The organism is Paenibacillus lutrae, from assembly GCF_009757775.1.
Lineage (GTDB): Bacteria > Bacillota > Bacilli > Paenibacillales > NBRC-103111 > Paenibacillus_F > Paenibacillus_F lutrae.
On the sequence record NZ_RHLK01000012.1, the window covers coordinates 68,825 to 83,281 of the forward strand.

General features: G+C 53.4%; 10 protein-coding genes. 4 read left to right on the forward strand and 6 right to left on the reverse strand.

From position 1 onward, the window contains the following. Positions 1-29: 29 nt before the first annotated feature. Positions 30-1,082: an ABC transporter substrate-binding protein gene (locus EDM21_RS18100; protein WP_157337790.1), complete on the forward strand. Its 1,053-nt coding sequence runs from the start codon at positions 30-32 to the stop codon at positions 1,080-1,082. 162 nt (positions 1,083-1,244) lie between these two features. Here EDM21_RS18100 and EDM21_RS18105 read toward each other — a convergent pair whose 3' ends face one another. The 6 genes from EDM21_RS18105 to EDM21_RS18130 all read right to left on the reverse strand — a co-directional run bounded on the left by EDM21_RS18105 (position 1,245) and on the right by EDM21_RS18130 (position 7,061). After that, the gene (locus EDM21_RS18105; RefSeq protein ID WP_157337792.1) at positions 1,245-2,651 is read right to left on the reverse strand and encodes a hydroxysqualene dehydroxylase; all 1,407 of its coding nucleotides are present in this window, start codon (positions 2,649-2,651) and stop codon (positions 1,245-1,247) included. Between the two features lie 30 nt (positions 2,652-2,681). Beyond that, positions 2,682-3,557 (reverse strand): DUF2935 domain-containing protein, encoded by an 876-nt coding sequence (locus tag EDM21_RS18110; RefSeq protein ID WP_157337794.1) that lies wholly within the window; start codon positions 3,555-3,557, stop codon positions 2,682-2,684. Positions 3,558-3,579: 22 nt separating this feature from the next. After that, positions 3,580-4,032: a bactofilin family protein gene (locus EDM21_RS18115; protein WP_157337796.1), complete on the reverse strand. Its 453-nt coding sequence runs from the start codon at positions 4,030-4,032 to the stop codon at positions 3,580-3,582. A 1-nt stretch (position 4,033) separates the two neighbouring features. Next, on the reverse strand, positions 4,034-5,023 hold the full coding sequence (locus tag EDM21_RS18120) for a M23 family metallopeptidase (RefSeq protein WP_157337799.1): 990 nt from the start codon (positions 5,021-5,023) through the stop codon (positions 4,034-4,036). A 256-nt stretch (positions 5,024-5,279) separates the two neighbouring features. After that, positions 5,280-6,380: an MGDG synthase family glycosyltransferase gene (locus tag EDM21_RS18125; protein WP_157337801.1), complete on the reverse strand. Its 1,101-nt coding sequence runs from the start codon at positions 6,378-6,380 to the stop codon at positions 5,280-5,282. A gap of 102 nt (positions 6,381-6,482) precedes the next feature. Then, entirely contained in the window at positions 6,483-7,061 is a 579-nt protein-coding gene (locus EDM21_RS18130) for a thymidine kinase (protein WP_157337803.1), read from the reverse strand. 258 nt (positions 7,062-7,319) lie between these two features. Between EDM21_RS18130 and EDM21_RS18135 the strand changes: the two genes are divergently transcribed. The 3 genes from EDM21_RS18135 to EDM21_RS18145 all read left to right on the forward strand — a co-directional run bounded on the left by EDM21_RS18135 (position 7,320) and on the right by EDM21_RS18145 (position 14,455). After that, positions 7,320-7,961: a YdcF family protein gene (locus EDM21_RS18135; protein WP_157337910.1), complete on the forward strand. Its 642-nt coding sequence runs from the start codon at positions 7,320-7,322 to the stop codon at positions 7,959-7,961. Positions 7,962-8,341: 380 nt separating this feature from the next. Further along, entirely contained in the window at positions 8,342-12,928 is a 4,587-nt protein-coding gene (gene gltB / locus EDM21_RS18140; protein WP_157337805.1) for a glutamate synthase large subunit, read from the forward strand. Between the two features lie 42 nt (positions 12,929-12,970). After that, a complete protein-coding gene (locus tag EDM21_RS18145) occupies positions 12,971-14,455 on the forward strand; it encodes a glutamate synthase subunit beta (protein ID WP_157337807.1) in 1,485 nt (494 codons plus the stop codon). Positions 14,456-14,457: the final 2 nt, after the last annotated feature.

Consider the following 14,457-nt stretch of genomic DNA (forward strand, 5'->3'; position numbering starts at 1 on the left):
GATAAGGAATAGGAAAAGGGGAAATAGAGATGAAGAAAATCGCATGGTTATTAACGCTTATCCTTCTGGTGGCAGCGGTATTGACGGCTTGCGGCGATGGGGATTCCAAAAAATCCGGTGACGCAGGCACTGCCGGCAAAAAGCTTGAAACGGTTCGCGTCGGTATTTTCAAAAACGTGACGCATGCCGCCGGATATGTGGCGCTGGAAAACAAATATTTCGAGAAATATTGGGGAGAAGGCGTCAAAGTGGAAGTCACTCCGTTTGATAACGGATCGGATTTCTCTACGGCGCTGGCAACGGATCAGATTGATTTGGGTTTTGTAGGTCCCGGGCCGTCTACGAACCAGTATTTGAAAAGCAAGAACTTCAAAGTCATTTCCGGTTCCAACAACGGCGGAGCTGTTCTCGTAGTGGGCAAGGATTCCGGCATTGCCAGTCCGAAGGACCTGGTAGGCAAGACTGTCGCAATCCCGACACGCGGAAGCACTAATGAAATTTCCCTTCGTCTGCTGCTGCAGCAGGAAGGTTTGAAAGTCACGACGGATACGTCCGGCGTACAGATTATTGCCCGTGCACCATCGGATACTCTGATTGCTATGCGCCAGAAGGAAATCGATGCTACGCTTATCCCCGAGCCGTGGGGAACTCAGATGGAGAAGGAAGGAACAGGCAAGATCCTGGTCGACTGGGACAAAATTCCGCCTAACAACGGCAATTACCCGCTTACCATTCTTGTTGCGAGCGATAGCTTCCTGAAGGATCACCGTGATATGGCGAAAGGTGCCATCCAGGCGAACATCGATGCCATTGAGTTCATCAAAGCTAATCCGGATAAATCGTATGATTTGATTAATAACCAGCTTAAACAGTTGAGCGGCAAAGGTCTGGATAACGAGCTGATTAAAGCGGCATTGTCCCGTCTGAATCTGACGCCGGATGTAAGTAAAGAAGCGATTGAAGAGATGGCTAAAGTCTCTATAGACGCCGGTTTCATTAAGAACGTGAAGAAGGAAGAGCTTGATCTGAGCAAATTCCTGGATCTGTCTCTGTTAGATGAAGTTAAAAAAGAGAAAAAGTAAACAGCAATCGGATAGGAGAAAATAGAAGAAACTTAAAAGAGGCCTGCCAATATAAATTGGCAGGCCTTTTCGGTTTAAAATCGGACGGATCTGACTGATGGCCCGGCATGAAGAGGATGTAATGGCACGGCTTCACGGCCTCGGCCGCCGGCGGACCGGCCGCTAATCCAGCTCGCGTCCGAGCACGGCCTCAGCCGCCTTGCGGCCTGACAGCACCGCGCCTTCCATCGTCGCGTACATCGGCTGACGCGTGTAATCGCCAGCCAGCGACAATCCCGGCACAGGCGTGCGCTGTTCGGGGCGCAGCCGCTCGCTGCCGGGCTGGACGGCGTAGAAGTGATCCGGCCGGCGGATCACACGGTAGTCCGTCGCGGCAGCCCGCAGGCCCAGCCCCAGCTTGTCCGCATCCTCGCACACCCGCTCGAATATGAGTTCATCCGGCATCTCGATGAACTCTTCCGGGGGTGTGAGGATCATGGACACGCGGCCGGGAACCCCGCGGAACGTCGTGCGCGACTGCTCGCTGAAGCTGCCGATGCAGGTGCCCGGACCGAAGGTTGCCCGGTCCTGCGGCAGCAGCGGCTCGCTTAGCTCGAGCTGGATCGTCACGTCGGGCATGGTCGGCAGCGCCTGGAGAGGCCGGAGCCACTGCTCCCCGTCGAACGCCGGCTGGAGCAGGTGTTTGGCCGCAGACACTTCGGTCGCAAGAACAACGTGGTCCGCATCCAGGGTGGAGCCGTCCGCCAGTGATACGCCGGTGACGCGGCCTTCCTTCACGCTCAGCGCGCTCACAGGGCTGTTCAGGCTGACGCGGCTGCCGAGGGATTCCAGCTTCGCTACGATCGGAGCGATCATGACGTCCGTCATACCGCCGTTGAACGCTCCGAGCTGAAGCTTGTAGAATCTCGGCAGCCCCGGCGCGAACAGCCCGAAGAACACGAGCGCGGAATAGCGATCGGGCGGCAGGAAAAGAACGCCGGAAGTAAGCGGCGTCAGGATGTTGTCCAGCGCGCCCTCCTTGACGCCGTGCTTGCGGGCGAATTCGGCCACGCTGTATGTATCCAGCTCCATCGGATCCTCGGCAAGCAGGCGGAGCCCTTCGGCTACAAAGGGCATCAGGGATGCTTTGTCCACTGCGGACAGGATATCGCTGTTGCCGAAGGCGCCGCTTACGGTTTTAATAGGCGATTTGAGCGGCGCAATTCCGTACTCACCGGTCGTTTCTCCGTCCGGAAGCCGGATTTCGAACGTTTTTTCCCAAGTGAGCATTGTATTCAGTTTAATCCCGGCACGCCGGAGCAGATCGGGAAGAGCTTGATAGAAGCCGATATATTTGTGAAAGCCCGACTCGACCTCCATGCCGGTATCGGACCAGTTGGAAGTGCGCCCGCCGGGGTATGGAGCGGCCTCCAGAATGTGTACGCGTTGTCCGCGTTCCGCGAGTTCAAGGCCGCAGCTCAAACCTGCAAGCCCCGATCCGATAATCAGTGTATCCCATTTTTGCGTATTCACTGTTTCGCCACCGCCTTTTTCTATGCGCGTCAGCGGGTCAAGAACAAGCCGCTGCATCTTCTCCCTTTTACCCAAGGGGAATGCAGACTAATCGGTGCGTGGCTGCGTCGGAGCCAGCGGATAAGTGAGATCTTCACTTGGGGATATCGGTTTGAACAGGAAACAATCCTTAGGAATAGGAATGTTCGGTTCGAACGCAGACAGCTTGTAGAGAAAATAACAGCTCTCGGGCAAGTGGTGATCAAGGAAACGGAGTGTAAGGCGGCTGAGAAGCTCCTGATGCTCATATAAGTTGATAATTCGTACGACAAATTCATAGAAGCTGGCAGTAGCAGCAGCTACATCCGAAGCAAAACGGCGCTGGGCAGGGAAACCAGGCGGCGTAAACCGGAGATACCCGCCCATGGCTCTGTTTTTGACCATATAGCTTTGGAAGGTGTTAGAGAATCTTCGGCCCATCTCGGATAATTCCACTTCTACAGGGTCCAGATGATCCCAGAGCAGCACCGCATGGCCCAGCTGATCCTCCAGCCACATATCCAGCAAACCGTACAAGGAAAGCTCCTCGGCCTCTAAACCTTGCGTCCAAAAAGAGAGCAGCCGCAGATATTCCTCGTTCTCGATCAGGGTGCCATTGAAGAAGGAAGGGGTTAATGAAATGACGATCGTATTCTCGATTCTCAAATGCTGAATATGACCTTCGAACTCGTAATAGCCGTGAGCCAAAGTCTGTGCTTCCTTAGCCAGCTGGATCATGGGGTCTGAATTTACGGGCAAATCATGAGGAAGCTGATCTACCCGCTGGATGATCGCGGCGAATGCCTGGCGGAACTCTGCGGCTTGGCTGACTAATGGCACTTCACTAGGCGCCAGGTCCTGCCAGACGAAGGTCGCATGGTCATAGAGAATACCCAGCCAGAAACGGTGCTCATCCCAGATGCTCAACCTTGTTTTGTGAGGCAATGTAGGAACCTCCTGCTTGATTTTAGTTTGCGCTTGCCAGCGGCTGCTCTTCCTTGCGGGATTTGCCTGAGGAAGCGCCGTTAATTTTGCTCACGTTCTTATCCATTTCCTCAACCGTACCGGCAGCTGTCCTCATATGGCTGGAACCTTGGAAAATTCCGCCTTCCTGAACAACAAAAGAAAGCACCTGGATATTGCCGATCAATTCCCCTGTGCTCATGACGGTCAGTTTGCCTTTGGTTGTGACGTTTCCTTTTACCTTGCCGGCTATGATTACTTCTCTGGCCTGAATGTTGGAGTGGACTACGGCATGCTCGCCAATGACAATATCACCCGCGCATTCGATATCTCCGATAAGCTGTCCTTCGATCCGCAAACTGGCTTCGGTCACGAATTTGCCTTCACAAATCGAGCTTTCGCCGATGACGGTATCGGTCGTTTTGAGATCTGCTTGTCGTTTTTTTTCAAAAACCATCTCATTCTTCATCCTTTCGGTTTGAAATCAAATAGGGGGACGGATTGATTTTTACGCCGTTCTTATGCACTTCATAATGAAGATGTGTGCCTGTACTTCGCCCCGTGGAGCCGACTCTGCCGATGATCTGCCCTTTGCGGACCGTGCTGCCGGGCCGGACGTCTGTCCGGTTCAAGTGGAGATACTCCGTCTGCAGGCCCCGGGAATGATCGATGGCGATAAAGTTGCCCTTCTGCGGATTATATTCCGCAGCAGTGACGATCCCGTCTGCCGCGGCATAGACCGGATCGTTCAGCTCTCCGTCGATGTCTATTCCCGCATGAACGCTCGGACTTCCGGAGAACGGATCTCTCCGTACGCCGAAGGTTGAAGTGATGCTGCGGGAGTCGGAGGGCCAAATGGTAGGCGTGATCCGTTTGAGCCGGCGGGCCTCCTGCAGTTTACGCTCGCTCTCCGTCAAACTGGTGATGAGTCCTTCGATGTCGGCGATCATGCCGGAGAGTTCCGAACGGGTTTTGGAAGCAAGGCCGGTCATATCCCGCTCTTCTGCCGGAATTGCAGGACCGCCCACAGAAGAAAGGGAGGAGGGAGGAGGAGATCCGGCTGCGGCTTCCGATTTACCTGCGGCGGGGCCGGAACTGAATTTGTCCTCCAATTTACGGATCTCCTCCAGCCTCGCCTTGAACTGCTCCGCTTGCTTAGATAAATCGATCAGTTCGATTTGCAGCTTTTCAAGCTCCGAATCTTTCAGCATCAGTTGATCCGTGAGCTGTTTTTCCTGACCGTTGAAAGTTTCGGTGAGTTTGTGGGTCGTATTCTGGTAGGAGGTATTCTGAACGTAGATGGTCAGGGAGAAGCCGAGGATGACAATAATAGCTGTAGTGGGAAAGAGATAGAGACTGATGCGGCGGAGCTTGAAGCGGACAACTCTTTGCCCGGCTCCTGGAATCAGCATGAGAGTAAGCTCTTTCTTGTCTCCTTTCGTCTTCATGCAATCGACCTTCCTTTCAAGAAAACCGAGCCCCCTGTTCGATTCTATTCGGGCCGATTAGCGTACATGCCAGATTTTAAGACAAATAGTAAGACAAATAGTAAGGCAGAGAGTAAGGCAGATTGGGAGAGTAGAGGATGGTGCGCAGAAGAAAGTGAACATGCAAAAACCCGGAACCGAGGTCCGCGGGTTAGAGGGAAAGCTATGTGAAATTGGTGGAAGGGTGATGGGATATTCGTGTAGGGTATGAAGGTAATCAGCGCAGCAGCTCAATCACACTTTGAGAGAACAGCCGGGATACGAACCGGGGATTGCCGTGGCTTCGCCCCGACTTATCCCGCTGCTTCTCCATCAGTTCTCCGAAATGTCCGTCCAGCTCGTCCAGTGAAGCCAGCTCGCGACCATAGCCATGCTCCGTGAAGTAAAGGCAGTTCTCTTCTTCCTGTCCGGGAATCGGATTGTAGAACAGCATAGGCACTCCCTTGATCATGGCTTCCGTACAGGTCATCCCGCCGGGCTTGGTGATGAGGAGATCCGAAACCTCCATGAGCTTGCCGATTTCGCGGGTATAACCGAAGACGTGAATGTTAGGGTGGCGGAAAATTTCTTCCGACAGGAGCTGCTGGCGGGCCTTTTCGTTGGTCCCAAGGCAGAACAGCAGCTGAACTTTATCCCGCCATTTGACGATGTGGTTCAGCAGTTTGTCATCCAGCAGCCCCCATCCGCCTCCCATGAGCATAACAGTCGGCATGTCGCGGAGTCCGAACTCCAGATATATCTCTTCCGGAATGTGGTGCTGGGAGATGCTCGGATGAACGGGCAGTCCGGTTACCTTGATTCTGCGTGAAGGCACGCCCTTCTTGACGAGCTTGCGCTTCACATCAGGAGCGGAGACGAAATATCGGTCCACTTCAGGATTAATCCATGACCCGTGCGCATCATAATCCGTCAAAAGGGTGCACAGGGGGATTTTAAGCCCTTGGCGCTTCAGCCGGGATACAATCAGATTCGGGAAAGGGTGGGTGCAAATGATGATATCCGGCTTAAGCTGATCAATGACAACAGAAGCCTGACGATAAAAAATCCGGTGAAGGCCGAACTGCAGCACCTCATTAAGAGGCTTCCCGGATTGGGAACGGTACAATCGACCGTACATTTTGGGCTGTGACACAATTGTTTTGCGGTAGGTAGAGAATATCCAGGGTGCAATAGTCGGATGCAGAAAAGCCCCGAGCTCAAGTACGCGGATGATTAATCCGGGATTCGTTCTCCGCAGCGCAGACGCCAGCGCATGTGCCGCCTGGGTGTGGCCGAAGCCGAATCCCTCCGAAAGGAGCAGAATTCGTTTTTTACTCAAGAAACCTCACCTTTCCTTAATCGACAAAATAGCCGGGAAGCGCACGAGCATGCTCTGGACTGCATTCGGGTCAAGCACCGGGCGGATGTATCTGTGAACGGGTCACTTCTGCTCCGCTTGTCTTTTCTTCTCGGTATAGCATTTCCGGCAGACGGGAATGTAGCTTTCGTTGCCTCCGATTTGTATTTGTTCTCCATGAAAAATAGGGACACTGTCCTTGCAGCGCATATTCATCGTCGCTTTTCTGTCGCAGAACCAGCAGACGGTTTTGATTTCCTCGATTTTATCGGCTATGGCAAACAGACTGGAACTTCCCTCGAAGAGATTCCCGAGGAAATCGGCACGAAGGCCGTACGCAATGACGGGAATGCCGAGATCATCGGCTATTTGTGTCAATTGCTGGACTTGCTCCGCACTCAAGAACTGGGCTTCATCGATCAGTATACAGTTGGGTCTTTCTTTGGCGGCCAATTCCACCATATTCACGCCGTCTTCAATGACGATGGCTGCTTTCTGCATGCCGATGCGTGAGGCAACCAAACCGACTCCGCTGCGGTCGTCGACTGAGGGGGTGAAGAGAAGCACTTTCTTGCCTTGTTCTTCATAGTTGTGTACGGTCCGCAGAACCTCAATGGATTTACCGCTGTTCATAGTCCCGTATCGGAAATATAATTTAGCCAAAAGGAAGACTTCCTCTCTATCTTAAACGTAGCACGGTATATGCTATCATATCATGTTTTGCATCATGGAAAAAAGAGCAGTATGCCTGTCACATGAATTTTAATCCAGTAATTCCCAATAAACCTCTTTTTTTGTAGCTATGCCGCTTCAAGCGCGTTATGATAACAAGATAGGACTGGAAAAGGATTGGAGTTCGAATGACAGCCTTATTACATGCAGTGGTAACTTGGAACAGGAAACAAGGAGATATAACAGTTGATGACAAGAAAGCTTCCTAACAATAGCAGGAAAAAGAAAATGAAGCGCTGGAAAAAATGGTTGTACGGCAGTCTGTCCCTGATCGGAATTGCGGTCCTATATATAGTAGGAATGAGCGGATGGATTCATTATGTTGCACAGACGTCTCACGGATCGGAAAGCGATGCCATTATTGTTCTTGGAGCTGCAGTCTGGAACGGGAAACCGAGCAATGCCATGAAAGAGCGCCTGGATATAGCGCTTGAAGCGTACAACAAGGGGCTGGCGCCCCGCATTATTACAACGGGCGGAACGGTTACCAGCGAACCTACCGAAGCAAGTGTGATGAAGAAGTATCTCGTTGCCAACGGAGTTCCGCCGTCTGCCATCCGGACTGAAGAAGAATCGACATCTACGATAGAGAATCTCCAGAACAGCAAGCGCATTATGAAGCAGGAGGAATGGCAATCTGCCATCATTGTTACACACGGCTTCCATACGTACCGTTCTCTTCTCATGGCACGCAGTCTGGACATGAACGTAACGGCTGAACCTGTCCGGATTAAACCGGTCGCTATTTATTACTATACTTTGCGTGAATGTGCCGGAATTATCTATTTTGCGGGAGAGCAAATCCTGAATCGTGTCAGGTCTATCTCTTGAAAAATGGTCAAAACACAAACATTAGCAGCTATTAATCTATTTAATTTTCGGATTTAAGGAACGCCAAACCTGACGTAAAATGATAGATTTGGAATTGTATAAAACTGATTTATCATGGTGAAAACCTTCGTTTTTCAAGGTCTGTCCAGCGTTTCCCATTAAATTTTTTTTTCAACCCATAATCTTTTTTTAAATTGCACTCTCGAAAGTCTAATGTTAATATAATAGAAAAATATCGAGGCCGGTCATTAGAAGATTCGGTTTTTGGCAGATACAGCCTATTTGCTTAGAGTAGCGCTGTATTTGTCGGCTTTACTCCTTTAATGCAGGCATGAGACGAATGTTGTACCCAAATTGACAAGAGGAAAGGTTGCACAATCATGAACAGAAACGCTCCCCCTTCCAGACAAGGTTTGTATGATCCGCGGTTCGAACATGATGCCTGCGGAATTGGTTTTGTCGCTAACATGAAAGGAAAGCCTTCCCATGAAATCGTGGGGCAGGCGTTAACGGTGCTTTGCAATCTGGACCACAGGGGTGGCCAGGGCAGCGAAGCCAATACGGGTGACGGCGCCGGCATTCTGCTGCAGATTCCGCACGGATTTCTGAGCAAAGTATGCGCGGATGAGAAAATTGAGCTCCCGCAAGCCGGAGAATACGGCGTAGGGATGGTGTTCCTGCCGCAGGCTCTGGAGGCAAGGCAGCAGTGCGAGCGCGTTGCTGAGCGCATTATCCAGGAAGAAGGCCAGCCTTTCCTCGGATGGAGGACCGTGCCTACGGATAACTCTACGCTGGGTGATTCCGCTAAGGCGTCAGAGCCCTTTGTCCGCCAGCTCTTTGTCGGCCGGGGCGATCTTCAAGACGAACTAACTTTCGAACGCAAACTATATGTGATCCGCAAGCGCATTGAGAACGAAACCCGCGCGCTTGACGGTGCAGAGCTTTACTTCCCCAGTATGTCCAGCCGCACGATCGTTTACAAAGGCATGCTCACCCCCGAGCAGGTGGACGCTTATTACTTAGAGCTTCAGGATCCGTCCTTCGAGACAGCCATGGCTCTTGTCCATTCCCGTTTCAGTACGAATACCTTCCCGAGCTGGGAGCGCGCACACCCTTACCGATATGTCATTCATAATGGCGAAATCAATACCCTTAGAGGCAACGTTAACTGGATGCACGCACGCCAGGCCATGATCCAGACCGATCTGTTCGGAGATAATTTCCAGAGCCTGCTGCCGATTGTGGATACGGACGGTTCCGACTCGCAAATTCTCGATAACTGCCTGGAATTCCTGATGCTTTCCGGTCGTTCGCTGCCTCATGCAGCCATGATGATGGTACCGGAACCGTGGTCGAAGCACGATACGATGGACCCTGCCAAACGCGCTTTCTACGAGTATCACAGCACGCTGATGGAACCATGGGACGGACCCGCGGCAATTTCGTTCACGGACGGCCGTATTATCGGCGCTTTGCTCGATCGCAACGGTCTGCGTCCTGCACGTTACTATGTCACGCATGACGACCTTATCGTCCTCTCCTCGGAAGCGGGCGTACTGACCATCGAGCCGGAACGGATCGCCCGTAAAGAACGTCTTCAGCCGGGCCGCATGCTCGTTGTGGATACGGTAGCCGGCCGCATTATTACAGACGAAGAGATCAAAGGCCAGATCGTATCGGAGCAGCCTTATGAGCAGTGGCTGAAGGAGAACCTGATTTCCATTAGTGACCTGCCCAAAGCAGCGCCGGAGCCGCAGCCCCGTCATGACGTGCTCGTTCAGCGCCAGCAGGCTTTCGGCTACACCTTCGAGTACCTGCGCAAGTTCCTGGAGCCGATGGCGAAGACAGCCGTTGACCCGATCGGCTCTATGGGTTATGACGCGCCGCTTGCCGTATTGTCCGAGCGTCCGCAGCTGCTCTACAGCTACTTCAAGCAGCTGTTCGCTCAAGTAACGAATCCGCCGATCGATGCCAACTTCGAGGAAATTGTTACGGCACAGGAGACAACAATCGGGCCGGAGCGCAACTTAATCCGTCCGGAAGCGGAAAGCTGCCGTCAGATCCGTATCCCGACTCCGATCATCAGCAATGAAGAACTTACGAAACTGAGTCTTATCAACCGATCGGGCTTCAAATCCGTTAAGCTGCCGACCTTGTTCCGTGCTTCCGCAGGCAGTCAAGGACTGGAGCAGGCTCTGGAAGAATTGTACCGGTCCGCGGATGAAGCGGTTGAAGACGGCGCAACTTTCCTCATCCTGTCGGACAGGGGAATGGATGAGGAGCAGGCCGCTATTCCGGCCCTGCTCGCTGTAGCCGGACTTCATCATCATCTGATCCGTCAAGGCACAAGAACAAAAGCAAGTTTGATTGTAGAATCCGGTGAGCCGCGCGAAGTGCATCATTTTGCGCTCCTTCTGGGATATGGAGCCGGTGCCATCAATCCTTATCTGGCGCTGGAAACGCTCCAGGATATGATCGAAACCGGCCAGATGAAAGATATTACGACCGATAAAGCCATTGCCAACTTTATCAAAGCTTCGACGAAAGGTGTCGTCAAAGTTCTGGCGAAGATGGGGATTTCTACGATACAAAGTTACCGCGGTGCACAAATTTTTGAAGCCGTCGGACTCAGTCAGACATTTGTCGACCGTTATTTCACCTGGACGTACACGCCTGTGGAAGGGATCGGTCTGGAAGAAGTAGCTCTGGAGACGCTCATCCGCCATCAGCGTGCCTATTCGGCCCGTGACGGACGGGATGAGGTGCTGGATACCGGCGGCGAGCTTTCATGGCGTCACGATGGCGAGGACCATGTGTTCACACCGGAGACGATTCATTCCCTGCAGACCGCGGTCCGCAACAACGACTACCGGATGTACCGCAAATTCGCGGATCTGGTGAACCGCGAAGCGAAGAAGACCTCTTCCTTGCGCGGCCTTCTGAAGCTTCAATCGAACCGTTCACCGGTACCGATTGAGGAAGTCGAGCCGGTTGAGGCGATCCTGAGGCGTTTCAAAACCGGCGCGATGTCCTTCGGTTCGATCAGCAAAGAGGCGCATGAAGCGCTTGCCATCGCCATGAACCGCATCGGCGGCCGCAGCAACACGGGCGAGGGCGGAGAACATCCGAACCGTTTCAAGGCGGATGAGAACGGCGATCTGCGCAGAAGCGCGATCAAACAGGTTGCTTCCGGCCGGTTCGGCGTCACGAGCAACTATCTCGTCAATGCGGACGAGATTCAGATTAAGATGGCCCAAGGAGCCAAGCCGGGCGAAGGCGGACAGCTGCCCGGCAAGAAAGTCTACCCTTGGGTAGCGGAAGTACGCGGTACGACGGCCGGTGTGGGTTTGATCTCCCCGCCGCCGCACCATGACATTTATTCGATCGAGGATCTGGCAGAGCTGATCCACGATCTCAAGAATGCGAACCCGCAGGCTCGCATCAGCGTTAAGCTCGTCTCCGAAGTGGGCGTGGGCACGATTGCCGCAGGCGTTGCCAAAGGCAAAGCGGATCTCATCCTCATCAGCGGATATGACGGCGGAACCGGCGCATCGCCGCAAACGAGCATCCGTCATGCCGGGCTGCCATGGGAACTTGGTCTTGCCGAAGCGCATCAGACCTTGATCCTGAACAACCTGAGAAGCCGCGTCGTTCTGGAATCGGACGGCAAAATGATGACCGGCCGCGATGTTGTCGTCGCAGCGCTGCTCGGAGCCGAGGAGTACGGATTCTCGACGGCACCGCTTATCTCGCTTGGCTGCATCATGATGCGTGTGTGTCACCTCGACACATGTCCGGTCGGCGTGGCTACTCAGAATCCGGAACTCCGCAAGCATTTCATGGGTGAGCCGGAACATGTCGTAAACTTCATGCGCTTCATGGCGGAAGATGTCCGTGAGACGATGGCGGAGCTTGGTTTCCGGACCATCGAGGAGATGATCGGACGTACGGAGTGCCTGGTGCAAGATCAGGATGTGGATCACTGGAAGCTCAAAGGCCTCGACCTGAGCCCGCTGCTTCATCAGCCGGAGATGCCGGCAGATGTAGGCCGCTACTGCCAGATGGAGCAGGATCATGGACTTGATAAGTCACTGGATGTGCGGGAAATTCTCCCTAAAGTCCAGCAGGCTCTGGATTTTGAGGATCATGTGCGCATCGAGCTGCCAATCAACAACACGAATCGTGTTGTAGGTACGATTCTCGGCAGCGAAGTGACCCGCCGATACGGAGCCAAGGGGCTTGCGCACGACACGATCCGTCTTCATTTCAACGGATCGGCAGGCCAGAGTTTCGGCGCCTTCGTGCCCAAAGGCATCACGTTGTCGCTTGAGGGTGACGCGAACGATTACGTCGGCAAAGGATTGTCAGGCGGTAAAATCGTCATCTTCCCGCCGAGTGAATCGACCTTTGCGCCAGAAGACAATATCGTCATCGGCAACGTAGGTTTCTACGGAGCAACGGATGGTGAAGCTTACATCCGCGGCATCGCGGGTGAGCGCTTCGCAGTCCGCAACTCCGGTGTCCGGGTCGTAGTGGAAGGCGTGGGCGATCACGGCTGCGAATACATGACCGGCGGACGCGTCGTCATTCTAGGCAAGACCGGCCGCAACTTCGCGGCAGGGATGTCCGGCGGCGTGGCTTACGTGCTCGATGAAGACGGCACGATGGCAGACCGCTGCAACACAGACATGGTCTCCCTGGAGCAGGTCGAAGAGAGCTACGAAATCAACGAGCTGAGAAGCATGATCAAGTATCACGCTACGTTTACCGATAGTGCAATCGCCCATCGCGTTCTGAGCCGCTGGGATGAATATATCTGGAAGTTTGTCAAAGTTATACCGAAGGATTACAAACGGATGTTCGATGCAATCGAACGGATGAAGAGATCCGGACTCAGCCAGGAAGACGCTGTAATGAAGGCGTTCGAAGAGAACATGCGCGATTTGGCCCGTGTTGGCGGCAACTAATCATACCCGGCTAGACAGATTCTATACGATGGAGGAAGCGCAATGGGAAAACCAACCGGATTTATCGAATATCAACGCGAACTGCCCACTGAGCGCGCCCCTCTGCAGCGGATTCAGGATTGGAAGGAATTTATCAATAAGAATTCCGAGGAGAAACTGCAGGTTCAAGGAGCGCGTTGTATGGACTGCGGGATCCCGTATTGTCATACAGGCAAAGTCATTTCCGGATCGACGACCGGCTGCCCGGTAAACAACCTCATTCCCGAGTGGAATGATCTTGTTTACCGCGGACAGTGGCGTGAAGCGCTCGACCGGCTGCACAAAACGAATAATTTCCCGGAGTTCACGGGTCGTGTCTGTCCGGCGCCTTGCGAAGGTTCTTGTACAGTCGGTTTGATCGACAACCCGGTCACCATCAAAGATATTGAGAAAGCGATTGTGGACCGCGGTTTCGCGGAGGGCTGGATCGTACCTGAGCCGCCGAAGTCCCGTACAGGCAAAAAAGTCGCGATTATCGGCTCGGGTCCTACCGGGCTTGCGGCAGCCGCCCAGCTTAACAAAGCGGGACATACCGTGACGGTTTATGAGCGCGACGATCGCATCGGCGGCCTGCTCACCTACGGTATTCCGAATATGAAGCTCGAGAAGCATCTTGTGCAGCGCAGGGTTGATTTGCTGGCTGCAGAGGGCGTCAACTTCGTCACGAATGCCGAAATTGGCGTGAGTGTACCGGTTGAACAGCTTCAAGAGGAATTCGATGCCGTGATTCTGGCGATCGGGGCAACCCGTCCGCGGGAACTCGATATTGAGGGCCGCAATCTCAAGGGTGTATACCCGGCAATGGAGTTCTTGCATAAGAATACGAAGAGTCTGCTGGATTCGAATTTTGCGGACGGTGAGTTCATTAATGCCGAGGGCAAAGATGTCATCGTTATCGGCGGCGGGGACACGGGTACGGACTGTGTCGCTACATCCGTACGTCACAAGTGTAAGAGTGTCGTACAGTTCCAATACCGCGAGAAGCCTCCGCTTAAGCGTGAAGTGAGCAATCCGTGGCCGGAGTGGCCTAAGGTCTACAAACTCGAATACGGTCATGAGGAAGCCAAAGCCGTACATGGCAAAGACCCGCGCGAGTACTTGACGCTGAGCAAGAACTTCGTCGGTGACGAGAACGGTAACCTGACCGGACTTAGAACGGTCCAGATTCAATGGAAGAACGACGATCAGGGACGCGTTGTACCGGAAGAGGTAGAAGGCAGCGAGAAGATTTACCCTGCTCAGCTTGTGTTCCTGGCAATGGGCTTTGCCGGCCCTGAGCAGAATTTGCTGGATAAGCTCGGTATCGAGAAGGATGTCCGCTCCAATGCCAAGGCACAATACGGCAAGTACAAAACGAACGTAGACAGTATTTTTGCCGCTGGCGACGTTCGCCGCGGACAAAGCTTGGTCGTCTGGGCAATTAATGAAGGGCGAGAAGCGGCCCGTGAAGTAGACCGCTTCCTGATGGGCAGCTCTAATCTGCCTTAACC

What these genes read in the sequence shown, in the direction of transcription:
- EDM21_RS18100 (WP_157337790.1), top strand. Translation starts at nt 30, where the DNA reads ATGAAGAAAATCGCATGGTTATTAACGCTTATCCTTCTGGTGGCAGCG.
- EDM21_RS18105 (WP_157337792.1), bottom strand. Translation starts at nt 2,651, where the DNA reads ATGCAGCGGCTTGTTCTTGACCCGCTGACGCGCATAGAAAAAGGCGGT.
- EDM21_RS18115 (WP_157337796.1), bottom strand. Translation starts at nt 4,032, where the DNA reads ATGGTTTTTGAAAAAAAACGACAAGCAGATCTCAAAACGACCGATACC.
- EDM21_RS18120 (WP_157337799.1), bottom strand. Translation starts at nt 5,023, where the DNA reads ATGAAGACGAAAGGAGACAAGAAAGAGCTTACTCTCATGCTGATTCCA.
- EDM21_RS18135 (WP_157337910.1), top strand. Translation starts at nt 7,320, where the DNA reads ATGACAAGAAAGCTTCCTAACAATAGCAGGAAAAAGAAAATGAAGCGC.
- gltB (WP_157337805.1), top strand. Translation starts at nt 8,342, where the DNA reads ATGAACAGAAACGCTCCCCCTTCCAGACAAGGTTTGTATGATCCGCGG.
- EDM21_RS18145 (WP_157337807.1), top strand. Translation starts at nt 12,971, where the DNA reads ATGGGAAAACCAACCGGATTTATCGAATATCAACGCGAACTGCCCACT.